We start from the raw sequence: 23603 nt of genomic DNA on the forward strand, positions 1-23603 counted from the left end.
TTTGGGCGCTCTCTTGTCAATTTGGTTGACCAGCCGGCGTAACGGATGGCGGCATAATTCTACACGGCCGGCAGCGGTCGAAAGATTCAGCCACTGTCGCTCGCTGACATGCTGTGCTGTGCCGTGTCGGACCGCATTTAGCCCGCGCGCGGCCGGACAGGCAAGCGCAAAAGCAAATACCTGTCTGACGACCCTGCCGGGCGCCAGGCCACGAAACATTCCGCGCGTGCGGAAGGTTAGCGGCTCAGCGCTTCCACCGCGGCCCTGGCCCCCAACCGGCAAAGCCACTCATAGGCGTCGGTGACCGCCGCAACAAATTGCGCATTCGCCGGCAAATCGTCATTAAAAATACTGCGGATGCCGAGCAATGCTTGCACACGCGCCGGACCGCTGGGATGTTGCCGGTTAACGGCCTGGAGAGTACCATTTAGAGGATCCACTACCTCAATGGCGTTGCCCTGCTCATCCTCTGCCAGGATATAGCGCATCCACCCCGCCACACCCACCGCCAAATGGCGATAATCCGTTCTCTGCACCAGGTGCTGACGGATAGGTTCCAGCATGCGCTGCGGCAGTTTCTGGCTGCCATCCATGGCGATTTGCCAGGTGCGATGACGCAGCGAGGGGTTACTGAATCGTTCAATTAACAGTCTGGCTTAGGCCGCCAAATCCGTACCGGCGGGCATGGACAAAGTCGGCGCCTGTTCCTGCATCTACCCCAAATAGGCGAGGAAAGAGTGGCTACCGTTCAGCATGCGTAGTTTCATCATTTCAAAGGGAACCACATCATCCACAAACTGTGCGCCGACGCGGTCCCAATCGGGGCAGCCGTTGACGAAGTTATCTTCGATTACCCACTGGCGGAAAGGTTAGCAGGCGATGAAGCAGGGATCGTAAATCCCGAGGCTGCCGGCAATCTCGTCTAACACTTCCGGGGTCGCGGCGGGAACAATGCAGTCAACCATCGTGCAGGGAAAAGTCACCTTATTCGCTATCCAGTCGGCGAGGCCGGCGTCGCGCGCCCAGGCAAGTCCCAGAACGGCTACCCGCGCCACATGGCCATTTTCGCGCAGATTGTCGCAGGACATCACGGTAAAGGGCGGTAGGCCCCGTTGCCGACGCATGCGCAGCGCTTCAACGATATAGCCGATGGCGGAACGTGGTTGATCTGGCGTGGCCAAGTCATGCTTAATCAGTGGATTTGTCAGATCGAGTTCACCGCTGGCCGCTTCGGCGCAATACCCTTTTTCGGTCACGGTCAGCGATACGATGGCCGTTTCCGGGTGGACCATGGCTTCCAGAGTGGCGCGACAACCATCCAGCTCGGGATGCAGTGCTTCTTTCATTGAACCGATAATCTTCAGTTCGGTGGCCTCGGCGCCCTTTTCCGCGACAGTGTAGAGAAAGTGTTGTTTGCGCAGGGCATCAATCAAAAGCCGATCGTTGCCGGGCATCAGATTGACTTCGCAATACCCCCAGTCCGATGTCGTCGTTTCCAGCAGATGATGGGTGAACAGCGCTTGATGGGCGCGATGAAAGGCGCCGCAGCCTAAATGCACCATCCGCGCCGTCAGGCGTGAGGTATCCCAGGCGGGCCGGGCAACGCTCAGCATACCGGTGGCGATAGTTGTTTCCATGAAAGCCTCCTGCCCCTAGGCCCGCCGGCAAAATGACCGGACGATAAGCCGAAGGGATTTTTAGCAAACGGCACGGATCTACCGTGCCAAAGCGGTTCAGTGATGAGCAAAATAGACGCTTTGGACAGCCAGTTCGACGCTGCGTATTTTCGCCAGACCTTTCAACCGGCCAATAGCGGAATACCCCGGATTGGTTTTCTTGGTCAGATCGTCGAGCATCTCTGGTAGCCGTGGTCGGGACGCATCGGGATTGCGTCTTCGTCGCCGGCGTTCTTACGCCGTTGTTCTTCGTGTGCGATGGCCTTAATGACCGCGAACATGTCCACATCTCCCGCCAGATGTGCGGCTTCGTGGAAACTGCGCGGATTGCTTTCGCGCTGGGTCGAGCGCAGGTGGGCAAAATAAATTCTCGGCCCGAACCGCGCGATCATTCCCACCAAATCGTTGTCGGCGCGCACGCCGTAGGAGCCGGTACAGAAGGTAAAGCCGTTAGCCATGCTCGCTACGGTATCCACCATCCATTGCATATCGTCAGCGGTAGAAACAATACGCGGCAACCCCAGAATTGGCCACGGCGGATCGTCAGGATGTACCGTCATCCGGACGCCCACTTCTTCCGCGACCGGAATAATGGCGCGCAGGAAATAGGCGAAGTTCTCACGCAATATGTCGTGATCGATGCCTTCGTACCGCGCGAGTTGAGCGCGGAATTGGTCAAGCGTATAGCCCTCTTCAGCGCCCGGTAGGCCGGCGATGATATTGCGGGCAAGGCGCGTTTTGTCCTCGTCGCTCATCTCGGTGAAGCGCTGCGCCGCCTGTTGAATTTCCTCGGCGCTGTAATCCACCTCGGCACCGGCGCGCCGCAGAATATGCAGCTCAAAGACGGCGAAGGCCACCTGGTCGAACCGCAATGCTTTGGCACCGTCCGGTAATTCATATTCCAAATCGGTGCGCGTCCAATCCAGAATCGGCGAAGTTGTAACACACCGTCCGGATGCCGAATTGCGCCAAATTCCTAAGCGTTTGCTGCTAATTGCGAATCCACAGGTCATAATTGCCGCTGTAGGTTTTGATATCTTCAAAACTGTCCAGTAAGGTATTATCCACACACCACCGTGGAAACCGCGCAGCGAAATGGTGTCAAAACGCGTCGCCGCACCGGCAAAATTGGTAAAAACACCGGGGGTATAATTCAGCACCTGATTTAAATCCATTGCGCCCTGATCGTCTATCTGCTGACGGGTAATGACGGAAATAGATTGTCCGGTGGTGATAAGCGGCTTATCGGTTTTGGTCGCGCCAGTGCTGGTCTTGGCGGTATATCCGGCGGTGGGAGCGTCTGCGCCCGCGTCCTGTTGGGCGGTCACCACAATGGTCTCTTCCGCCCCGCCATCAGCGGCAGGGCTAATGCTATTGAGCACATGAGCGCAGATGTTTTGATCCTGAAAACGTTAGTCATTCACATTATCTCTTTCTTGAACCGTACAGCACCCGTGCGGCGCATGTGATTAATGCCGAGCGCGAACTGGCCGCCGATGGCAGCATGGTACAGTATCGGGCACGGCCCGCTCTTTTTCGGCAGCAGCAATGATTTAATCGAGCGCTTTGAGTACGGTCAGGATCCGACAAAGGTGATCATCGATTTGACCCACGCGCAAATCTGGGACACCTCAAGCGTGGCGGCGCTGGACGCCATTGTCACCAAATATCAGGCCCACAGCGCCGAAGTGACCATTAACCCGTCTTGACGCACGCAGCGGCGATTTTCACCGACGTTTGACCGGCCGTTTGCCCTAATCGCCAGCAGGTGAGGATGCAGATGCGGTATGTGGGTGTAGATGCGGGTGTGGTATGCAGGTGCAGCGCCAGGCTAGCCGAATAATCGGCAGAACTTACAGCCTCCTCAGGAAGCATTACCCTGGCGCAGAACGTTGATTATCTCATTATTCCTTTGCGTATACCCGAGGCGAGCAGAGCATGATAAAGCGGATAAACATACGCATAAACGGTATTTATCGCCCTGGCACAGCGCAGGCTTAACGCCGCGCTCACCAGCGCAACCCCGAGCGATGCCATCATATCCAGCGGAAAATGAACGCCCATATACACCCGGGCCCAGGCGACCATCACGCTGAGGGCGAACAGCGCCAGCCCCTGCCGACGCAGGGTACCGCGGGCTATCAGGCTAAAGCTTATGGCGCAGGCTAGCGACATGTGATCGCTGGGGAAAGAATTATTGGCCGCGTGATAAAGGAAATTTTGCCCGAGGGGGATCATGAACGGCCGCGGGTGTTGCCAAATCATACCCAGCGCAATATTGATCGCCAGCGCCAATAGCATGCTGAGCGTGGCGTAGAGCACGGCTTTTTTTGCTCTTCTCCGCGCCAGAACCAATCGAACAGCAATACCAGCGGAAACAACGCCACGGCGTCGCTGGCGAAAAACATTCCCACCCGCAGCATGCCGGCGCTAATTGCGGCGGGGGCATTGATTAACTGAAACAAATAAACGTTAAGCTTTTCCAGAGCCGGCGAGAATGTGGTCATAGCATGCATAGTAAGTAAAAGCGGGGGAAAGCGCACATCGGTGTACGTCATTTGTCGGGCGGCGTTCGATAGTAAACGTCGCGGGCTGGCGCCTGCACAGCACGCCATGTGTCGCAGTGGCCTATTATGCCACCCTGACCTGAAGGCAACATTAGGACCACGCCGATAATCGCCAGGGCGCGGCGTGTCGCCCTTGCCGTCGTTGGATATCTCAGCGGCGCGGCGTGTCGCCCTTGCCGCCGGCGGGCAGGCAAATCAACAACAGGCCGCCGCAAATTAGCGCCACGCCCATCAGGCGCGAAAACGTAAACCGCTCATTGAATTCGGGGATCATCAGCGCGCAAGCGGCCACCAGGACATAACTCAGGCTGAGCAGCGGATAGGCTTTATTCAACGGCAAACGGCGCAGCGCCATAAACCAGCATCCCATGGAACAGACATAGGCCAGCAAGCCCCCCATCAGCAAAGCGAGGGGTTCCGCGTAAGCCGGGTCCAGCCAAAGTCGGAGGGCGCCAAGCGGCGGCAAATGCATCATTACCCATTTCAACAGCAGCTGTGCGGCGCTGACCAACGCCACGCTGAACAACGCCCAGCCGTAGCCCATCACAAATTCACCCCCATGCACATCACGCCTGCGACTATCAGCAGCAGACCGCAGCCGTGGCGTAACGATACAGGTTCTCGCCACAGCCAACGGGCGGCCAGGGTCACCAGCACAAAATTGAGGCTGAACATCGGATAGGCAATGCCTACCGGGACCCTCTGCAAGACCCAGAGCCACACCAGCATGGCGCCACCCAGCAGCAACAGACTTATTGCCAGCCAGCGCACCCGATGCCGCAGCTCGCCGGCACCGGATGAAGCACCGGCGGCGTGTTTCTGACACAGCTGCCCGGCGCAGCTGAGCAGACTCACGAGAAAAATCAGCAGATACATCATGGCCGGCGCTGATGGTACGCTAATAGCACCAGCCGTCCGCGCCGGTACGTCTCATCCGCACGCGGCAGATGACTAATCTGCGTCTCACCGTCAGGGAGCAGCACCACCAGCGCCACCGAGCCTTCTTTGCAGCGCTCACGAAGCCAGTCGGAAAAATCCTCTTCACGGATGAAACGGTCTGCGGCGTCGGGATAGCTCAGACCGTAGGCCAGCTCTCCCTGGAGTTCAAATAACGAAATATCGCTACGTTGCAGCTCCCAGGCAAGCCCTGCCGCCACGCCAACACTATTGGCGAAAATAAAGCGGCTTTTTTCCAGCTGCGGCCGCACGGTCTGGATAAATGACTGCGGCTGCTTGGCGTCGATCACCTGCTGTGGTATCGCCTGCCCTACAAGCAGAGCAATCCCCAGCGGACACAGCGCCGCCCAGCGCCAGCATACGGTTGGCGCGCGCAGGGTCAGCCCGCCCACCGCCGCCCAGACCAGGAAACCGAGCACCCCCAGCAGCACTTTGCGAACTTCATTCTGCACAAAGAGCGGATGCTGCGCCAGGCCCCAGGGAGCCAACACGCTGGCTACCGTGATGACGCACAACAGACCGAACAGCAGATTCAGGACGCCGTTAACCTTTAGCGCCCGCCCGCCACACGTCGCTGCATAGCGCGCCATTAGCAGGGCCAGCGGCGCGAAGCTGGGAAGAATATAGGTCGGCAGCTTGCCTTTCGACAGGCTGAAAAACAGCAGCGGCATGACGACCCAGCCCAGCAGATAGAACGCCCCACTCTGCGTTTGACGTTCACGCCAGGCGCGACGCAGCGCGCCTGGCAGCAGCCCCAGCCAGGGCAACGTCCCCGCCAACAGCACCGGCAAGTAATACCAGAAAGGGGCTTTATGTTGGGCATTGTCTTCCGCGAAGCGCTGAACATGCTCGACCCAGATAAAATAATGCCAAAAATCCGGCTCACGGCGCGCGATGGCGATAACCCACGGCAGACTTGTCGCTACGGCGCCGAGTAGCGCCAGCGGCCCATAAATAAACACCTCTTTCCAGCGTTTTTGCGCAATGACCCACGGCAGAACGCTAAGCACCGGTACCGCCAGCGCCAGGAAGCCTTTGGTCATGAATCCCAGCCCGCAGGCGATGCCCAGCGCTAGATAACCCAGCCCCTTACGCCAGCCGCGGGGCGCCTGTACCGCCTGCCAGAAAGCGCACATAGCGGCCGCCAGCCACAAGGCGATCATCGGGTCGAGCACCGCATAGGTCCCGATGCTGTAAACCAGCAGGCAGGAGCTGTATATCGCCGCCGCCGTCAGACCAAGCCACCGGTCCTGCCATAACCGCAACGCCAGCCAGTACACCATGAGCGCCGTCAGGGCAATCGAGAACGCGGAACCAAAATGCACGGCAAAATTGGTGTGGCCAAAAGCCCACTGGCTAAGGTTATTAATCCAGTAGCCGACGGACGGTTTTTCAAAATAACGCAGCCCCAGGAAATGGGGGACAATCCAATCGCCGCTCGCCAGCATTTCGCGGCTTATTTCAGCGTAACGGGTTTCATCCGGCTGCCACAGGCTGCGAAACGACAGCGGCAAAAGATAATATAGGGCAATAATGCACATCAGCCCGATACCGGGTTTAAGGGATTTCATTATCGACTCACTTTAACAAGCGCTGACATCCAACCCACCCTTCTCGTCCCGGAATCTCGCCGCGCACCACCTGACCGACCGGGAGTGCTGCAGTATCCTGGGGGAGAAGCTCTCGCAGCGGACAAAAGCGGATTCCTTCCGCCACCGCCATCGACAACAGTTCCTGAAACATTCCGCTTAGCGCAATCCCTTCAACCTCGGCGTGAATGGTGTAAACCGGCGTCCCGCGATCGGCCTTGATGCTGTCGAGAATGAAATGGTTGTAGCCGGCACGGGTAGTCGTCTGCCCGATGGCCTCGTCAAAGGTAGGCTGCGTCACCGGGATCTGCACCGCGCCAAACGCGCCGTTGGCCAGCAACGGCCGAAACGGCTCCGTGCCGCGACAGTCGCTGTTGTAGTGAAAGTCAAAGGGCTGCTTGGCCTGCACCACGCGATCGTCCGCACGCCAGCCTGCGACCGCTGAACAGGTCACCGGCCGCTCGATAATGGCGGTCAGCGCATCCCGCGCCAGTCGAATCTGTTCCGTCAATTGCCGCTCGCTCCATACGCCAGCCCAGGTTTGCCAGGCAAAATGATCCCAGGCGTGCAGCCCGACTTCATGGTCGGCTGCAGCGGCGCGGATCTGCGCCGCCAGCCCCTGGCCGATTTTTCTACCCGGCCAGGCGGTGCCGGCCAGCAGGATATCCCAGCCGTAAAGCGAAGCGGCGCGGGAGCGCAACATCTTCAACAAAAATTGCGGTTTTGCCAGGCGCCACAAATGACGCCCCATATTATCCGGCCCAACGCTGAAAAAGAACGTCGCCTGGATCTGCTGCGCCGCCAGCAATTCCAGCAGGCGCGGCATACCGTCGCGCGTACCGCGCCAGGTATCGACATCTATACGCAGGCCGACGTTTTTCATTGCGCCGCGTCCGGCAAATCGACGGTTTGCAGGAAAAAGTCCAGCGTTTCGTCAATGGTCTGAGCCATGGGCACCGAAGGAGCCCAGCCCAGCAAGCGTTTGGCATTACGAATGCTCGGCTTACGGTGCTCCACATCCTGATAGCCTTTACCGTAGTAACTGCTGCTTTCCACATCCCGGAAGCCGGCAAACGGTGGGAAATGCTGACGCAACGGATGACGCTCAAAGCTTGCCAGCAGCAATTCCGCCAACTGCCGGATACTGGCTTCATTGTCCGGGTTACCGATATTGATTATCTGACCATCGCAATTATTGTCCTTGTTCTCAATGATGCGGAACAGTGCCTCAATGCCATCGCTGATATCGGTAAAACACCGTTTCTGCGCACCGCCGTCCACCAGTTTGATGTGCGAACCCTCCACCAGATTCAAAATCAGCTGCGTAATGGCGCGCGAACTGCCGATACGCGCCGCGTTCAGGTTATCCAGCCGCGGCCCCATCCAGTTAAAGGGACGGAATAGCGTGAAGCGCAGCCCTTCTTTTTCGCCATAGGCCCACAAGACGCGGTCCAGAAGCTGTTTGGACACCGAGTAAATCCAGCGCTGCTTATTGATGGGCCCCACTATCAAGCTGGAGTCATCTTCGTCAAATACCGGGTCGGTACACATCCCATAGACTTCCGACGTCGACGGGAAAATAATGCGTTTTTGGTATTTAACGCAGTGACGGATAATTTTCAGGTTCTCTTCAAAATCGAGTTCAAACACCCGCAGCGGATTACGCGTATATTCAATGGGCGTGGCAATCGCCACCAGCGGCAAGACAATATCGCATTTCTTGATGTGATATTCGATCCACTCCGAATGGATGCTAATATCGCCCTCGACAAAATGGAATAGCGGGTTCACCATAAAGCGGCTTATCGCATCGGTACCAATATCCAGACCGTAAATCTCGTAATTGCCGTCGCGCAGCAGGCGTTCGGTCAAATGGTTGCCGATAAAGCCGTTGACGCCCAGGATAAGTACGCGGGTGCGACGCTTATGGCTGACCAGCGGACGCGGATTCAGCAAGGCACCCTTCACCAGTCCCAGCGCATGTGCCAGCTGGCCGCCCTGCATATACACGCCCTGCTGACTTTGGCCGGTCTGAACCTCCAGCGCATCGCTGCCGCAGGCGATAACCAGCGGATCGATGGAGAGTACCGTACCGGGCTGCGCGTCGGCGCTATTCGGCCGTACCTGCGCCTTCCAAATGATAAATTTCTCGCCGCCGGCATAGCTGAAGGCGCCCGGCCAGGGATCGGTCACGGCACGTACCAGATTGGCCAGGGTCGCGGCCGGCTGCCCCCAGTCGATGCGGCCATCTTCCGGTGTGCGGTGGCCCACATAGCTGGCGATGCTCTCGTCCTGCGGCGTTTCAGTGCACCGCTGCTCGCGAATCGCCGGCAATACCTTCTCCAGCACCCCGGCCGCCGCTTCGCACAGCTTGCGGTGCAGCGTCAGCGCGTCATCCTGCAGCGTAATCGCCACGCTGCGCTGCGCCAGAATGGCGCCCGCATCAGCGCGCGCCGTCATACGATGCAGGGTGACACCGGTTTCCTGTTCTCCGTTAACCAGCACCCAATTCAGCGGCGAGCGGCCACGGTAGCGCGGCAACAGCGAACCATGCAGGTTGAACGCGCCGACCGTCGGCAGGCTCAGGATGTCCTGGCAAAGCAGCTGGCGATAGTAGAACGAGAAAATCACGTCCGGCGCCAGCGCTTTGATGCGCGCTATCCATAGCGGATGGTTAACGTCATCCGGCACGAAAACCGGAATATTGTGTTCCGCGGCGATGCGCGCCACTGAACCAAAAAACGTTTTCTCTGACGGCGCATCAGGATGGGTAATGATGGCCTCGATAGTATAGCCTGCGTTGATAAGGGCGGTGACGCCCACGCAGCCCATATCATGATAAGCAAAAATGACAGCTTTCATTGTGTTTCCTGTTGAGACGAGAGTGGATTTTGACTGACCACACACTGGACGAAATAACGGGGACGGGCACGCACATCGTTGTAGATACGGCCGATATATTCTCCCAATAGCCCCATGCCGATGAATTGCGCGCCGATAAAAATAAACAGCACCGCAAACAGCATAAAGACACCTTCAGCCGCCCAATGGGAGCCGAGAAACAGGCGCAACGTGATGAGCAGTAGGGAAAAGGCAAACCCCAGCAGGGCAATCATGCTGCCGATAACGCTCAGCATGCGCAGCGGCGTGGTCGTCAGACAGGTGACGAGGTCGTACATCAGATTGACGAGCTTCATCAGACTGTATTTGGAATCGCCAAACTCCCTTTCCGAATGCATTACCGGTATTTCGATGGTTTTGCGGGCAAAGGTATTGGCCAGAATCGGTATGAACGTGCTGCGCTCGTGGCAGTGCAGCATGGCGTCGATAATGTGGCGGCGGTAGGCGCGCAACATGCAGCCGTAATCACCCATCGCTTTGCCGGTCGTACGCTGGATCAACGCGTTAATCATGCGTGAGGCACGCTTGCGGAACCAGCTGTCCTGCCGATTCTGGCGCACGGTGCCCACCACGTCGTAATCCTGCGCCGCCACCTCGACCAGCCGCGGGATCTCTTCCGGCGGATTCTGCAAATCCGCATCGAGCGTCACCACCAGGTCGCCGGTAACATGGCTGAACCCCGCCATGATGGCGGAGTGCTGACCATAATTGCGGTTGAGCAATACCGCGACGATATGGCTGCCCGGCGCTTCCGCCGCGGCGGTCAGCACGGCGGCGGAATCGTCGCTGCTGCCATCATCCACCAGCAAGATTTCATAGGCGGCGTCGAGCTGTTCACAGGCCGCCACCGTGCGGCGCATCAGCTCTGGCAGGCTTTCTTGCTCGTTATAGACCGGAATTACGATCGAAACTTTGTCAATTTTCATGGGTGTCGTCATATCAAACCTTGGCAATGGCGCGCAGCGCGGTAATCACACGCTCGACATCGTCATCGTTCATGGAGGGGAAAAGCGGCAGTGAACACATACGCACGGAGTTCCACTCGGTGGCCGGCAAGACCATATCGGGAAAACGCTCGCGGTAGTAACGCTGCGTATGGGCGGCGCGAAAATGGAGGCCGGTGCCGATACCGCATTCTTTCAGCGCCTGCATCAGGCCGTCGCGATCGATACCGCACCACCGCTCGTCGACGCGGATGATAAACAGGTGCCAGGCGTGGTGGTGTTCCCAGGCTGGCGGCACCAGCGGCAAAAACGGCGTGTCTGCCAGGCCGTGCAAATAGCGCTGGGCAAGCGCCGCCCGGCGCGCATTGTGCTGCGTCAGTTTTTCGAGCTGCACCAGAGCGATGGCGGCATTGATATCGGCCAGATTATATTTGTAGCCCGGCGTAATCACTTCCGCCTGCGGGGCCCTGCCCTGCATGGTGCGATCGAACGCATCCACCGCCAGGCCGTGAAACTTCAGGCTGCGGATACGCTGCGCCAGCGCATCGTCATCCGTCACCACCATCCCCCCTTCGGCGCAGGTCATATTCTTGATGGCGTGGAACGAGAAAATGGCGGTGCCGGCGGCGCCCACGTGACGACCTTTGTAAGCGGTTCCCGCTGCATGCGCCGCATCCTCAATCACCGGAATACCGTAGCGTTCGCCCAGCGCACGAATGGCGTCGATGTCCGCCGGCGCGCCGGCGTAATGTACCGGTACAATCGCGCGGGTACGCGGTGTGATCGCCGCTTCAATCAACGCCGGCGTCACCATCAGCGTGTCACGGTCGACATCAATCATGATGGGTTCGGCGCCAAGCAGACAGATCATGTTCAGGGTGGAAACCCAGGTTAGCGAAGGAGTAATCACCTCGTCGCCCGGCCCTAGCCCCAAGGCCATGAGCGTCACGTGCATACCGCCGGTCGCAGAGCTCACGGCAATGGCATGTCGATTGCCGGTCAATTGACAAAAAGCCTGCTCCAGCTGCGCGCATTTCGGCCCGGTGGTGATCCAGCCGGACCGCAGCACGTCCCCGACGGCGGCAAGCTCGGCGTCGCCCAGCGCAGGCCGGGAGAACGGCAAAAATTCAGACATTATTTGATTTCCCTTAAAAATGGCGAGCCAAGATCGAGCAGCAGCAAGCAGCATAATTGGCGTGAGCTGTATTTCCGCCGAACGGTAAAGTTCTGTAATGAATGACCACGCTACAAACCGGAGCGATCTTAACTGAATTTCCTTAAATGAAAATTAGGAGTGGCAATGAATAGGGCTATTTTTAAATGTTCGTTTAAGTTATGTTTACCCACTCATACGCAGATATTCTTTCATCACACTATGTAACATTTTTCTCATTGCTGTATTGACTTCTATTAGTCTCGGCCACGATAGGTAAATCAGCGCAATAAATGAAATCGTTTGCTTTCGCATGACATCTCCTTTTTTTCACTTTATTCAGGTAAATAATTAAAGCGCACCCTAATGAAATCAATAAGCTTGACCTGATAATTGCCATAAGCCCACTTTTCCGGCGGCTGCAACATCGGCGAAAAGGTTGACAAAGTTTCCTTTTTCTACGCACACATTACTTGCGTATTCCTTATGAGTAAGAAACAGGTGCGCGCTCGCGGATATCGTCGTTGAGATATCGCGGTAGGCAGGCGTGATGAAATGCGCCTCGCCCAAGAGTTCCAAAGCCTGCGCTGGCTGAGTAAGAGAGTGCTATGGACATCGTATAAAGGCATGACGGCCGCGGACTGAGGTCCGACCCCATGACGGCGTTTTTGCCGCCGGCTGTCCTGCGTTGGCGCCATTCTGAACGCCGTGCGCGGTAGGTCGGCGGCCTATGCCTGTGCGTCGACGCCCTGCTTCGCCGTCATTTTCTGCCGCCGAAAGCGGTGGCGGTGGCGTGCACATTCGCCCCGCGTCTGTGCCCTTCTCTACTGTTGAGGGGGGGTACGTCGTCAACGTTCCCCCTGACCATAAATCACCGGCGGCGCACCTTATGGCGTCAAACGCTCCGCGGTGACTTCTCACCCGGTCGCCGGCTGACAGCAGTCACGCCTTAAGGCTAAGGCTGGTAGCTCAGCGTGTCCGGGATGCGGGTGAAGGTGATAATAATGTGGTGATAATCCGCCGTCGGATCCAGGCTGGGGAACGCTTGTGGATAGAGGTCTTTGGCCAGAATTTACATTCTGATGATATTATATGGATGGTTATAAAAATAATGATATACCCCAAAAACCGCCCCCGCCTTGACCGGCGCGATGGCGTCCAAACCGGTGCGGTGAATAAAGGTATTAAATACTGAGCACCTGCTCATAGCTAACGCCATAACCAAATGGCAATATATTGTTATTCGGTCGTTTGGAACCTGTCATTATATAAGCGTCCGGCTTCATGGCGATGATTTTTTCTAACGAAACAAAGCCAGATGCGCCCGGCAACAGGGATGAACCGATATTGTAGGCGCCGACAGATTCCACGAGTCCGCCCCAGCCGTTGTGACCATGAGTAAAGCAGCAGCAATCGCTATTGCTAGCGATAGGCTCGATAAATACCGTGGATTTAATTTTAATATTATTAATGGTTTGCTGAATATGGGCGAAGCGTTGCTGATAAAACGCAGTATATTCTCCGGCGCGCGCCTCTTAATTTAACGCCTTGCCTAACAAAGTGATACGGGGCGGTGTTTTGTGCCGGATACAGTTCATAATCGATAAACAGCACCGGAATACCCAACTGTTGCAGATTGCTGATAACGCCGGTCTCTGCTCCAGCGCTGGTTTTGCCCGTAGCTGAGCTATCATCAGGTCCGGTTTCTGGGCAATAACGCTCTCCAGGTTGACCTGTCCTTGATCGTTAAATCCCATGTCGATAATGTTGCCGGCGGCCGGCCAGTTTTTTTCAGCAACGCCCAGGTCTGGACATCCTGCTTTTTAGGTAGATTATTCCAGGCCACCACGCGGCGAAAAGGATTTTCCCGATCTAGCAGCGCCAAGGAAAGGATATCGCGACCGTCTTGCAATATGACATGTTCAGGCTCTTTCGCCAGAGTGAGCGTTTGGCCGTCCATATCGGTTAGGGTCAATGGATAGGTGCTTGCCAGGCAAGTTCGCCGCAGCGCACAGCGCCCCTAAAGTTATTATCATCTTGATTTTAAAAACATGTATACCCTGTCTCTATATTTGAAAGTGATAATTATTATCATATACAGCTTTGTTAGCCAACACCTGATCGCGCCAGGCCGATCGCAAAAAGCTTTCCACAGGGTTGCCTCGCTGTCGCACTGCGCCCCGCTACACCCTGCTACACAGGAAGCCCGTCTGAATGTAGGCTAAAGAGTAAACCATCCTTAAATAAACAAAAGAAAAACACCATTGTCCCCCTCGGTAACCGTTTATCGCGGGTAACAGCAGCCCTTATCGTGGTAATTTGCTTTAAAGGGTTCATCTTCACCGGGCAATGTCGTTTTAATGACGCTATCATCTCAATCCCAACCGTTTAAATCGCATCATGACAAAATCTCCATCACGCTCATATTTCATCTGGCTCTGGTGGTCATCCTCACCGGCATCGTCGCCGGCATTAGCGGTATGCTGCTGGCAATGCTGCTTCATGCCATACAGCACCTCTTTTTCGGCTACAGCTTGCCGCATCTCATCAGTCAGGAAAGTTTTTTGCAGGGCGTTACCGCCCCCGCGCGCCGGGCAGGCGTGTTGCTGTTCTGCGGTCTGGTGGCGGGCGCCGGCTGGTGGCTGATCGCTATGGCTGCCCGCTGGTCAGCATTGCCCGGGCATTGGCAGCCGCAAAACCGGCCATGCCGGTGGTGGCAACGCTTATCCACGCACTGTTGCAAATTATCACTGGCGCTGGGATCGCCCCTGGGCCGCGAGGTCGCGCCCCGCGAAGTGGGCGCGGGGCTGGCGGCGGTGTATAACGTGCTGCTGGCCGGTGCGTTATTTGTTTTGGAAGTGCTGATGGGAACGTTCAGCTTCCCGGTTATGATCCCGGCGCTGGCCAGCTGCGCTATCGCGACGGCGCCGATGACCATAAAGCCCGGCAGATAGGAGCCCGTGCTGCCGTGAAGAAACTCGACCACAAAGCCCGCCGTGGTACCCCCGATGCCCACGCCGATACCGTTAATGACTCCGGATGCCGCCCCGACCGCCTCTTTTCTGACGCTGGAGGTGATAATGGACCAGATATTGGTGGTAAAACAGCTGGTAAACCAGGCTATGGAGAGAGTGATGACAGCCATTTTCACCACCGGACTGGCAATCAGGGGAAGCATCATCAGCAAGATCCCCGCCACCGACAATCCGGCGGCGGCAATTAACTGGCCAGCCCCTGCCACAAGCCGCTGAATCCGAGTGAGCTTACCACCATCGGAATGAACAGGGTCACATCCCAAAACAGCATACCGTTGGCGAAATAACTGAAAATCAGCAACAAAAAAGGCGCGCCGCCTAAATCGCGAAAAGACACCATCCCTTTAACCGGCGCATCCTCGGTGCTGGCCGCGGCATTGTTTTCAAGCGGTGAATCCGGTACATTTTTGAGAAAAATAAGGAACATGGGGACCACAATCAGGACGCCAAGCCCACCGGTAATATAAAATACCTATTGCCAGCTCAGATAGGTAAATATCGGCGTCAGGATCAGAAAGCCTAACGACAGGGCCAGGAATTAGCCGTAAAAATGTATCAGGTTAGTGCCGAGGGTAATCTCTTCTTTCGTAAACCACGCCCGGGCAAATCTGAATTGCTGCGGCCAGTAAATCCCTTACCTCGCGATAACCGGCAAAATCATCAGGTAACACCGGCTGCGCTAGATCACCGCCAAGCAATTGACCTATCGGCTGATTAATATATTGACCGTAAATATCCCACAGGGCGATATCGATTCCCGACAAGGCGGAAATCGCACGTACGGTTATAAAGCGTTTCCCAAACATGGCGACGCGGCCGATGAGCTGCGGCGCGTAAAGTTCTTTTATCAATACGGCATTGGTTTCGGCCGGACCAAAGCACTCACCCCAGCCGGGGTCCCATCGTTGGTTTTAATTTCCACCAGGCAAATTGCGCGGACATCCCAATACCATTGCGACATGCCAAATTTCTCAGCAAGCTTGTCCTTAAGCAATTGAGTGTTAATTTCAGTGACTCGCATAATGCCTTATTCTCCTGTCTTATTTCTTATTGTCGATTGCCGTTCAATCAGCGTGACGGGCAATCGGGTCTGACAACTGTCGCTGATGCTTTTTTCCTTGGTTAGCACCGCGATAAGCTTATTGGCTGCGCCGGCGCCGATGTCATAAATCGGCTACGCAATAACGGTCAGCGGCGTGGCTATAACCGAGGCCCATTCCGTATCATCGAAGCCGATAAACAACAGGTCGCGAGGAAAAGCCAGACCGGCACGCGCTCGATACGAGGAGAAATCGTGTCCGGCGGCGGCGTAAACAGCGTGACGGCATCGCACTGGCGCTGTTGCAGGTGCGCCATCGCCAGACGCATCCCCTGTTGATTGTCCACCGAAACGCAATTAATATCCTCGAAGCCCAAGGTTGAGATCAATGCGGTTCTCAATATAATCCTGCGCCGGAATTGGAAAACCGGCCGGTACACGTTCAACAAAAATGGAAATATATATAACGCCGGCATCATCATCTGCGCGAAAAAAGAGCATACTTCATGGCTCCGAATGTTTTTTTACTATATTTACATACAGTATAAAACATGGAATATTAAACTTGTGAAGCGAAGCAGAAACGGCAAATGGTAGGTGTTTGAAGCGGCAAATAATAAAAATGTTTGCCGTCGGCAGCCGTGATAATAAAAGGCGTAATGCGCCAGGATAGCTGATGAGACTGCGCATAATCACATACGGCGATTATTGTAAACGCAGCGGTACGGATCGGGAAAAAATAGGAACATCAACAAGCGCGGATAAATTCTTTGGCGCGCTCTTTTACGGAAAAATGGAAATATCGCGCGGTAGGCGAAGAGAATTGATTATGATTATTTGACTATTGTGTCGACTCGCCGTTCACTATATAGATCAACATTCCCCAAAAGATAATGCCGCTTGGTGCGGTATCGTCGTCCTACCACAGCAGGATGTCGTCCGGGCGCGTCGAGATTTTCCAGATATTTTTCCGGCCGCAGCCGCGCAGCCACCGCAAAGAGAGATCTTCGCCAATCTGGATGACCACAATACTGCCGTCCCGCGGCTTTGCCGCCGGGTCGATCACCAGTAGAGCACCGGCGCGGATGCCGCAGGTAGCGATCGCCTCGCAGGCGCGCATCAAATAGGTGGCTTTTGTTTCGCCATAGTAGAGGGTCTCCAGCAGGACCCGATGTCCGTTATTCGCCAGGTTAGAAGGACGTTCATTCATCGCTACCTCCTCATGAGTGATGTATATATACAGGCTAGTATAAAAAGCGGTTTCTGTGAAATTAGTGGGCGCTCGCAAGCGATATAGTTCAAACAAATACGTCTCGGAACGCTTAAAAATCCGCCGGCGCCACGTTTTCCATGTCATCCCGACCATAAGCGACAAACGAGGAAAAGAGAAAAAGCTACAGGTGGAGGCCATAGGGAAGTCTCAGACTTCAGACGGCAGAGGATAGGCGAAAGGCCACCGGGGACGGTGCGAAGAATAAGGGGCAACTGCAAACAATTGCCGGCTGGCGGGGGTCCGATCCACCGAGTGATGCAGCGTCATTCCCTCAATCAGCGCATCCAGCGCCCGGGCGGTGGGAAGATCGAAAAAGCGCAACAGCGCACGCTGACTGCGGGCCATCCAGTCCTGCATCACCGGTTTCAGCTCGGGATGTCGGCTGCCGTAAAGGTACAATTCATAGCTCAACAGTAAATTGCGCCCCCGCGTAGTCTCGTCGCTGCAGATGATATCCACGATAGCATCCCCCACCTCGTCAGCGCTGCGGGCCAGCCCGAGCCGAGCCACATAATCCGCCGACATCGCGACTGCAAACTGGCTGAACGCTTCTTTCAGCAGTTGTTGCATACCCGCGAAATAATACGTCATCGACCCCAGCGGCACATCGGCGGCGGTGGCTATTTTGCGATGAGTAATTTTCCCCATTCAATGGCATCTGTTGCTGATTGCAGGTATCGCGCTGCCGACGGTTCCCTGGGGATGGCGTGCGATCCCGGCCGGTACGGGTCAGGCCCAGGCGGCGGCAGAAAAGCGGCGCAGCGAATCGCTGCTGAAAGTGATGAAAAACCGTCAGTTGCTAATGATAGGCGTCATCGTGCTGGCGATGGAGCTGGCGGAAGGCTCGGCCAGCGATTGGCTGCTGCTGCTAATGGTGGATGGGCGCGGTTTCAACGCCACGTCCGGTTCGCTGATTTACGCCGGCTTCGCGCTGGCGATGGTCGCACTCGCTATCTCCCTGGCGCCGGCGATGTGGGAATTCTCGCTGCCGGCCACGGCGCGACCCTGACGGCAAAGAGAGGAGACGACAATGAAAGAAAAAGCGGCGATGGGGTTGCTTTACCACCCCTGAGGAGATCCGCGACTTAGTCAGGCGCGGCAGGCGGCCAAAGTGACGCTATGGCAGTATAACCAATGCGATCCACGGGACGACGCGAGGCGTCAACGCCTGCTGAAGAGCCTGCTGAAGAGCCTGCTGGGCAGCAGCAGCGAAGGATTATGTATAGAGCCGCCGTTTAACTGCGACATGGCTACAATATTCACCTAGGCGCACAGGTTTATGCCAACGTCAATCTGGTCATCCTCGACTGCGCATCGATCACCATCGGCAATAACGTTTGTATAGGCGGCGGCGTGACTATCTTGCCGGACGTCACCATCGGCGACAATAAGGTTATCGGTGCCAGTATCGTGGTCACGCGGGATATACCGGCTTCGGTACTGGCGTTCGGTAATCCTTGCCGGGTGGCACGCCCCTTAACGCCGCAGGACGTCGGTCACGACCGCTAAAACGTCCCGCGCCGGCGCCAAACGCGCATTCGCCAATTCGCCCCATCATGGACAGGCAAGGGTTTACTCCGCCGTGGCTTTCCCGTCATGGGTCGCCGGCGCCGGAGAGACTTTTGGCCGATCCTCACGAGCGCGGCGGTCTTGCCTGACGCCGCTGCTGGCGTGAGTGCCGCTGCCGTCGCGAGGGTCACCGCTGTTCTCATGACTGGCGCCCTTGCTATCATGGCTGGTGCCGCGGCGGCGGCTTAATGCGTCCTGGGTACCGCTTTGCAGAGAAAGCGGTTCACCGCTCTCTGACTGGCCGACAAATTGCCCGCCGCGCTGTATGGTCATACCGGCGCAGCGGCTGACGCCGTGCAGTTCGCCGTGCTCCAGAATATCCAAGGTCGTGGCACAACAGGTGCCTTCCACCTTGCCATCGATAATGATCTCAGGCGCCAGCAACTCCCCTTCGACCTGGCCCGCATGCATCACATGGATAGCCCCTTCTTTGACGCGAATATTGCCGGTAATTTTGCCCCAGATATGGATATCGCCTTCAATATCGATATCGCCGGTAAACACGGCGCTTTTGGCAATCAAGGTAGCGTGCTGTTTTTCCAGCCGCGGAGAAGCGCCTGCAGGCATGGGCGCAGGCTCCGGCGGAAGCGACGCTTGCGCAGGCATTTTTTTTCCAAACATAGTCCGGTTTCCCACCCTCGTTTTGACAAAATATAGGCCTAACAGACCCAGCGCGGCGCAAGCTGCCGCGGCGCACAACAGCGTTTTGTCCGTCAGATACGCCGCCAGCGCCAGGATCCACCCTGCCCAGACGCCATTCAGACACAGACCGTCTGGGCACCGTCGTTTTGTTTTTCTGTTCATTCTCTTCATTTCCGGCGCCGCGCCAGAAGTCGTCAGCGGGCGCTATCGCGGCAACTATACCGGATAGTCCACCGCCACGAAGCGTGAATAAGCCCCGGTGAAGAGGGGGTTTCGCCCTATTTCCCACGTCAATGCAGCGCGCCGGCCCCACGCGAATATAGCTGGTAGTGGTTAAGGCGGTGCGGATTAACGTCTTTACGGCGTCAAGTTGGGTCGCCAACGCCATACTGGGCGCACCGGGATGCGCCGCCGCCATCTCCGGCAAATAGGGTAAATGGACAAATCCGCCGCGCATGGGGGTTGCCGGCTGGCGATATAGTGGCAAAGACCGTAAAAAATCGCGTTACAATTACAGGTACCGGCGGTCTGGGAAACAGAGGCGGGGATCCCCTGTCGGCGCAGCGCCCGCACCATGGCCTTGATGGGCAACGTGGAAAAATAGCCGGCGGGTCTCTGCGGGAAAATCGGTTCATCCACCGGCTGCTGGCCGGCGTTATCGGGAATACGCGCGTCGACAATATTAATCGCCACCCGCTCCAACGTGATATCGACACGGCCGCCGGCCTGACCGAGGCAAAGGACCAGCGACGAACGCAGCGCCGTCAGCATTTGAAACAACGCCGGGTTAACCCGCCCGATTACGCACGGCAGTTGGCGCGCCACCAGCGTCGCTCCATCCACCTGTTCTCCATCCAGCCTGCGCGCGACTTCCCAGGAAGGGTTCAGGCTTTCACCATCAAAAAGTTCGATACCGGTTACAAGTACAACTGACATGGCGCCTCTCCTATCACCTCGCGTTATCGCAGCATGATAGCCGGAGAACAAACAATTCTTGAAATGGATAAACAATATTTCTAATATTGATTTTATGAATCTTTCAGCCGTGGATCTTAACTTACTGGTGGTGTTTGAGGCCCTGTACGAAACGGGAAACGTCACTCTGGCCGGCAAACGGCTCAACCGCGCGCAGCCGTCGGTGAGTAATGCATTGGGCCGGTTGCGTCTGCTGTTTCAGGACGAGCTGTTCGTACGCACCGCCGGCGGCATGGTGCCCACCGAAAAAGCGCAGACGCTGATACCGGCCATCGCTGCGATTCTTGACCAATTGCGCAACACACTCAACCGGGACAGCGCATTTGATCCCGATCGGGCTCACGGCCGCCGCTTTACGCTGGCCGCCAGCGATTATGCCGATATTGTCCTGATTCCCCATATTGTTCGCCGCCTGCGCCGGCTGGCGCCCGGTATCGATTTGCACCTGTGTACGCTGGATCGGGAGCGGATCTATACCCAGTTGGATAATGCACAGGTCGACATCGCTATCGGGGGGCATCTGACGCCGCCGAAACGCATGAGGGTGGTGCCGCTGTACCGCGAGGATTTTGTCTGCATCGCCGATCGCGCCACTGCATATACACTCCCTACCCCCTGAATTGGCTGACACAGCCTTCAGCCTGGATATGGTAAGTGGTCGTGGCGATAGCGCAAGCCGGTGGCTGCAGCAACAACTGCTGCTGGCGGTGCGGCAGATGCAGGCGGAGGAAGCCGAATAGGGCTGACCGGCGACGCCCAGCAAGCAGCGGACAGAATGTTGCCGGCGCCTGTGAGCCTGTGAGCCTGTGAGCCTGTGAGCCTGTGAGCCTGTACCAGGGGGAGCCGACAACGCCCGACCGGCAACTATGCCGCAGCAAAGCGGCGCGCATCCTGATACACTAAGGACATTACCCCTGATGACATCGGTAAACACGCGGGTACGGATCGGATAACATGAAAGAACAGGAAAAAACAGAAATCAAACGCCTCAGCGACCGTTTGGATGCTTTAAATCATAAAGAGGCAAGCGTCATTGCACAGGGCGATCCCGGCATTATGGCGCAGCATCGCGAGGAAAAAACCTCTCTGGAAGCGGAAATTCACCGGTTGAAAAACCTGCGCGTGGCAAAGCTGAGCAAACAAGCGCAACAGTTACAGACATTATCGTTCAGCCGGCCAATCAGTAAAAAAGAGCAGGCCGACATGGGCGCGCTGAAGAAAAAAGTGCGCGGTCTGGTCGTGGTGCACCCTATGACGGCGCTTGGGCGGGAGACGGGGCTGAAGGAAGTCACCGGCTACGCCAGCCGTCCCTTTTAAGCACCAGTCTTCAGAGCAGACATGACGCAACCGCAATGAGCGATCTCCCTTATTTAACCGGTTACCCCGCCGACCTGGTCGACCGCGTTCGTCACCTGATGGCGCAGGGCCGGATCGGCCCCTGGCTGGAGAGCCGATATCCCGACCGTCATGCTATCCAAACGGATAAAGCGCTGTATCAGTATGTAAGCGAACTAAAACAGCGCTATCTGAAAAACACCTCCGCCCTCGCCAAGGTCTATTTTGATAACCGGCAAAATCCCATCAAAGGGACGTTGGGCACCAACACGTTCGTCTCTCGCCCTCAAGGCGGCAAGCTTAAAAGCAAAAACGAAATCCGTATCGCCGCCTTATTCCGCGCCGCGCCGGAAGCATTCCTCAAAATGATTGTGATACATGAGCTGGCCCATCTTAAAGAAAAGGAGCATAACAAGTCTTTCTATCAATTATGCTGCCATATGGACCCCCTCTATCATCAATGGGAATTTGATATGCGCGTCTGGCTGACCTGGCGCGAACAAACATCCCTGCATCATACCGACGGGCAATAGCGTAGGGTGGCCATGAGACATCAGCCGCACCAGACAGGAACAGCATTCTTCCGCTACGGCCAAGCTGGCGCTCGTCTGGCGGTGAACGAGCGCTGGCCCTGCAAAACCCCTGCACGCCGACACCGTTAATGACGCCTTTTTATACTGAACGCTGAGGCAGCGTTTGGTTCCCCCCGAGAGAAATAACAGGCCCGGTTTCCCCTAACGCGGCTTTGTGCCCAGCGCTGAGAATATTTTCCTTTCTCCGACGAACATTGCGCGAAACAACGACGCGTCCGGCGTATCTGAAATTGAACGCCACCTGCATAATGTTCGTTTGGCGCTACTGCGCTGCACCCTTTCTGTAGGGCTCCCCACTTTCGCCAGGGAAGCCGTTCGTTATGGCTTGCTCCAGCACGTCGATGAAAAATACCTCTCGGTGTTAAAAACGGCAGGATGCTGCGCTTCGCTAACGCCTTTATTGATCCAGGGCGGCGGGCTGGTGCTTGATTTCGCCCTTCGCCGAACAACGCCCACAAGCGCGATAACCCGAATAACGGGTATGTTGCTGGTGACCTGGTAAAGCTATCAATTACTGGCGGGCGACCGCATATCCTCCGTGGCGCCGGCGCTGATTCCCGCTGAGTTTGTTTATGTCCTGTCCAGAGATATCATTCAGTTTTTTTACCCTTGACCGATAATGCTTCATCGCAGGCCAGCATCACATAAACCGGCGCAAGCTTCACCTGCTGCCCCACTTCTTGCACCAGACGGGCGGTATCTTTGGCATCGTCGTGTTCATTCAAATAAGCAATCAACACATCCGTCCCTTCACGGGCGTAGGCAATAGCGACCACACGGCCCATGCCGGAGTCGCCGCCGGTAATGAGGGCTTTTTTTACCCGCCAGGCGTCCAGAGCCGCGATAGTGATTTTCACCATGATCCGGGCGGGGATCCATCGTCAAAAGGACCAGGAAGGGATGGTTTTGCTCCGGCAGCGGAGGGAAAGGATAATCAGATGACATAGGGCGCCTCCTTCAATGACTAAATAGTTAATTAACCAATCAATTAATGATTGGCACGTCTGTAAGCGTAATTGAAAAAATAGCGTGGCAAGCCCCTAAAAGAGGCGAGAAGAGGAAAGGGTGGTTTACTACCAGTTGCGTTGCCTGTGAATCTACCGGTTGACGGCCGCACCTGCGCAGCCATACGGCTGCATCGCCGGCTACAGACAACCTGGTGGTCAGTCCGGTTTATTCTTCGCGGCTGGCGCCAGGGCGTCAAGTTGCTGTTCCGTCAGTTGCTTGCTCGCTTCATGCAGCTTTGCCAATCCCTCATCGATCGTCGTTTCTTCCGGCTTTTTATCCGTCATGGTATGGCCTCGAATGGAAAAGGAAAGAAGGTTGCCACGGGCCAGATCACCCTGATGTCGGGC

General features: G+C 56.4%; 27 protein-coding genes and 5 pseudogenes. 10 read left to right on the top strand and 22 right to left on the bottom strand.

Annotated elements, in window-relative coordinates:
- Window positions 1-236: 236 nt before the first annotated feature.
- Together SGP1_RS16640 and uxuA are read right to left on the bottom strand one after the other, a co-directional pair.
- Window positions 237-1637, bottom strand: a pseudogene (locus SGP1_RS16640) (fructuronate reductase).
- Between the two features lie 96 nt (window positions 1638-1733).
- Window positions 1734-2717: pseudogene (uxuA, locus tag SGP1_RS31720) on the bottom strand (mannonate dehydratase); the annotation flags it as partial.
- 403 nt (window positions 2718-3120) lie between these two features.
- On the opposite strand from uxuA, the pseudogene SGP1_RS16655 reads away from it, so the two are divergent.
- Window positions 3121-3434, top strand: a pseudogene (locus SGP1_RS16655) (STAS domain-containing protein); the annotation flags it as partial.
- 138 nt (window positions 3435-3572) lie between these two features.
- Here the strand turns inward: SGP1_RS16655 and SGP1_RS16660 are convergent.
- The 11 genes and pseudogenes from SGP1_RS16660 to SGP1_RS16700 all read right to left on the bottom strand — a co-directional run bounded on the left by SGP1_RS16660 (window position 3573) and on the right by SGP1_RS16700 (window position 13795).
- Entirely contained in the window at window positions 3573-3998 is a 426-nt protein-coding gene (locus SGP1_RS16660) for an undecaprenyl-diphosphatase (protein WP_158302420.1), read from the bottom strand.
- Entirely contained in the window at window positions 3938-4183 is a 246-nt protein-coding gene (locus SGP1_RS28020) for a hypothetical protein (RefSeq protein ID WP_148203556.1), read from the bottom strand. Before SGP1_RS28020 ends, SGP1_RS16660 begins: the two co-directional genes overlap by 61 nt.
- Window positions 4184-4394: 211 nt before the next feature.
- Window positions 4395-4787 (bottom strand): 4-amino-4-deoxy-L-arabinose-phosphoundecaprenol flippase subunit ArnF, encoded by a 393-nt coding sequence (gene arnF / locus SGP1_RS16665; protein ID WP_041867130.1) that lies wholly within the window; start codon window positions 4785-4787, stop codon window positions 4395-4397.
- The gene (gene arnE / locus SGP1_RS16670) at window positions 4787-5122 is read right to left on the bottom strand and encodes a 4-amino-4-deoxy-L-arabinose-phosphoundecaprenol flippase subunit ArnE (RefSeq protein ID WP_011411787.1); all 336 of its coding nucleotides are present in this window, start codon (window positions 5120-5122) and stop codon (window positions 4787-4789) included. The genes arnF and arnE overlap by 1 nt, the downstream gene beginning before the upstream one ends.
- Window positions 5119-6771, bottom strand: a complete 1653-nt coding sequence (arnT, locus tag SGP1_RS16675; protein WP_011411788.1) for a lipid IV(A) 4-amino-4-deoxy-L-arabinosyltransferase — start codon at window positions 6769-6771, stop codon at window positions 5119-5121. Before arnT ends, arnE begins: the two co-directional genes overlap by 4 nt.
- 7 nt (window positions 6772-6778) lie before the next feature.
- Complete coding sequence (gene arnD / locus SGP1_RS16680; protein WP_011411789.1) at window positions 6779-7672, bottom strand: 4-deoxy-4-formamido-L-arabinose-phosphoundecaprenol deformylase; 894 nt, start codon at window positions 7670-7672, stop codon at window positions 6779-6781.
- Window positions 7669-9651, bottom strand: coding sequence for a bifunctional UDP-4-amino-4-deoxy-L-arabinose formyltransferase/UDP-glucuronic acid oxidase ArnA (gene arnA / locus SGP1_RS16685; RefSeq protein ID WP_011411790.1), 1983 nt, complete (start codon window positions 9649-9651; stop codon window positions 7669-7671). Before arnA ends, arnD begins: the two co-directional genes overlap by 4 nt.
- Complete coding sequence (arnC, locus tag SGP1_RS16690; RefSeq protein WP_011411791.1) at window positions 9648-10628, bottom strand: undecaprenyl-phosphate 4-deoxy-4-formamido-L-arabinose transferase; 981 nt, start codon at window positions 10626-10628, stop codon at window positions 9648-9650. The genes arnA and arnC overlap by 4 nt, the downstream gene beginning before the upstream one ends.
- Before the next feature lies 1 nt (window position 10629).
- Window positions 10630-11769, bottom strand: a complete 1140-nt coding sequence (gene arnB / locus SGP1_RS16695) for a UDP-4-amino-4-deoxy-L-arabinose aminotransferase (RefSeq protein ID WP_011411792.1) — start codon at window positions 11767-11769, stop codon at window positions 10630-10632.
- Window positions 11770-12159: 390 nt separating this feature from the next.
- Window positions 12160-12366, bottom strand: coding sequence for a hypothetical protein (locus SGP1_RS30085; RefSeq protein WP_148203557.1), 207 nt, complete (start codon window positions 12364-12366; stop codon window positions 12160-12162).
- Between the two features lie 376 nt (window positions 12367-12742).
- Window positions 12743-13795 (bottom strand): annotated as a pseudogene (locus SGP1_RS16700) (ABC transporter substrate-binding protein).
- Between the two features lie 352 nt (window positions 13796-14147).
- Here SGP1_RS16700 and SGP1_RS16705 point away from each other — a divergent pair.
- The gene (locus SGP1_RS16705) at window positions 14148-14741 is read left to right on the top strand and encodes a chloride channel protein (RefSeq protein ID WP_050747768.1); all 594 of its coding nucleotides are present in this window, start codon (window positions 14148-14150) and stop codon (window positions 14739-14741) included.
- A 54-nt stretch (window positions 14742-14795) separates the two neighbouring features.
- Window positions 14796-15038 carry a hypothetical protein gene (locus SGP1_RS24685; RefSeq protein WP_166506759.1) on the top strand — a complete coding sequence of 81 codons (243 nt, stop codon included), beginning with the start codon at window positions 14796-14798 and terminating at the stop codon, window positions 15036-15038.
- Here the strand turns inward: SGP1_RS24685 and SGP1_RS24690 are convergent.
- The 5 genes from SGP1_RS24690 to SGP1_RS16730 form a co-directional block, all read right to left on the bottom strand.
- Window positions 15007-15249 (bottom strand): hypothetical protein, encoded by a 243-nt coding sequence (locus SGP1_RS24690; RefSeq protein ID WP_050747770.1) that lies wholly within the window; start codon window positions 15247-15249, stop codon window positions 15007-15009. The two genes, SGP1_RS24685 and SGP1_RS24690, sit on opposite strands and share 32 nt — an antisense overlap.
- A gap of 133 nt (window positions 15250-15382) precedes the next feature.
- Window positions 15383-15673 (bottom strand): hypothetical protein, encoded by a 291-nt coding sequence (locus tag SGP1_RS16715; protein WP_041867131.1) that lies wholly within the window; start codon window positions 15671-15673, stop codon window positions 15383-15385.
- Window positions 15674-16022: 349 nt separating this feature from the next.
- On the bottom strand, window positions 16023-16262 hold the full coding sequence (locus tag SGP1_RS30090; protein WP_148203558.1) for a hypothetical protein: 240 nt from the start codon (window positions 16260-16262) through the stop codon (window positions 16023-16025).
- A gap of 518 nt (window positions 16263-16780) precedes the next feature.
- On the bottom strand, window positions 16781-17071 hold the full coding sequence (locus SGP1_RS16725; RefSeq protein WP_041867133.1) for a S24 family peptidase: 291 nt from the start codon (window positions 17069-17071) through the stop codon (window positions 16781-16783).
- A 210-nt stretch (window positions 17072-17281) separates the two neighbouring features.
- Window positions 17282-17782, bottom strand: a complete 501-nt coding sequence (locus SGP1_RS16730; RefSeq protein ID WP_070108780.1) for a TetR/AcrR family transcriptional regulator — start codon at window positions 17780-17782, stop codon at window positions 17282-17284.
- Window positions 17783-17795: 13 nt separating this feature from the next.
- Here SGP1_RS16730 and SGP1_RS16735 point away from each other — a divergent pair, with 13 nt between their 5' ends.
- The 3 genes from SGP1_RS16735 to SGP1_RS35265 all read left to right on the top strand — a co-directional run bounded on the left by SGP1_RS16735 (window position 17796) and on the right by SGP1_RS35265 (window position 18643).
- Window positions 17796-18143, top strand: a complete 348-nt coding sequence (locus tag SGP1_RS16735) for a hypothetical protein (RefSeq protein WP_041867134.1) — start codon at window positions 17796-17798, stop codon at window positions 18141-18143.
- A gap of 102 nt (window positions 18144-18245) precedes the next feature.
- A complete protein-coding gene (locus SGP1_RS36705) occupies window positions 18246-18401 on the top strand; it encodes a maltose acetyltransferase domain-containing protein (protein ID WP_198408737.1) in 156 nt (51 codons plus the stop codon).
- An 86-nt stretch (window positions 18402-18487) separates the two neighbouring features.
- A complete protein-coding gene (locus SGP1_RS35265; protein WP_279379399.1) occupies window positions 18488-18643 on the top strand; it encodes a hypothetical protein in 156 nt (51 codons plus the stop codon).
- Window positions 18644-18706: 63 nt separating this feature from the next.
- Here the strand turns inward: SGP1_RS35265 and SGP1_RS28030 are convergent, their stop codons facing one another.
- On the bottom strand, window positions 18707-19507 hold the full coding sequence (locus tag SGP1_RS28030) for a bactofilin family protein (protein WP_243466072.1): 801 nt from the start codon (window positions 19505-19507) through the stop codon (window positions 18707-18709).
- A gap of 145 nt (window positions 19508-19652) precedes the next feature.
- Window positions 19653-20281: pseudogene (pcp, locus tag SGP1_RS16750) on the bottom strand (pyroglutamyl-peptidase I); the annotation flags it as partial.
- Window positions 20282-20375: 94 nt separating this feature from the next.
- On the opposite strand from pcp, the gene SGP1_RS16755 reads away from it, so the two are divergent.
- The 4 genes from SGP1_RS16755 (at window position 20376) to SGP1_RS30095 (ending at window position 22750) form a co-directional block, all read left to right on the top strand.
- Window positions 20376-20939: a LysR family transcriptional regulator gene (locus SGP1_RS16755; RefSeq protein ID WP_083765137.1), complete on the top strand. Its 564-nt coding sequence runs from the start codon at window positions 20376-20378 to the stop codon at window positions 20937-20939.
- A gap of 335 nt (window positions 20940-21274) precedes the next feature.
- Window positions 21275-21637, top strand: coding sequence for a YibL family ribosome-associated protein (locus tag SGP1_RS16760; protein ID WP_011411797.1), 363 nt, complete (start codon window positions 21275-21277; stop codon window positions 21635-21637).
- 35 nt (window positions 21638-21672) lie between these two features.
- Window positions 21673-22188, top strand: coding sequence for a YgjP-like metallopeptidase domain-containing protein (locus tag SGP1_RS16765; RefSeq protein WP_011411798.1), 516 nt, complete (start codon window positions 21673-21675; stop codon window positions 22186-22188).
- A 214-nt stretch (window positions 22189-22402) separates the two neighbouring features.
- Window positions 22403-22750 (top strand): hypothetical protein, encoded by a 348-nt coding sequence (locus SGP1_RS30095; protein ID WP_148203559.1) that lies wholly within the window; start codon window positions 22403-22405, stop codon window positions 22748-22750.
- A gap of 88 nt (window positions 22751-22838) precedes the next feature.
- On the opposite strand, the gene SGP1_RS16770 is transcribed toward SGP1_RS30095, so the two are convergent.
- Window positions 22839-23108, bottom strand: a complete 270-nt coding sequence (locus tag SGP1_RS16770) for an SDR family NAD(P)-dependent oxidoreductase (RefSeq protein WP_041867135.1) — start codon at window positions 23106-23108, stop codon at window positions 22839-22841.
- Window positions 23109-23411: 303 nt separating this feature from the next.
- The gene (locus tag SGP1_RS35270; protein WP_279379400.1) at window positions 23412-23540 is read right to left on the bottom strand and encodes a hypothetical protein; all 129 of its coding nucleotides are present in this window, start codon (window positions 23538-23540) and stop codon (window positions 23412-23414) included.
- Between the last annotated feature and the right edge of the window lie 63 nt (window positions 23541-23603).

Source organism: Sodalis glossinidius str. 'morsitans' (genome assembly GCF_000010085.1).
Classification (GTDB): Bacteria; Pseudomonadota; Gammaproteobacteria; order Enterobacterales; family Enterobacteriaceae; genus Sodalis; species Sodalis glossinidius.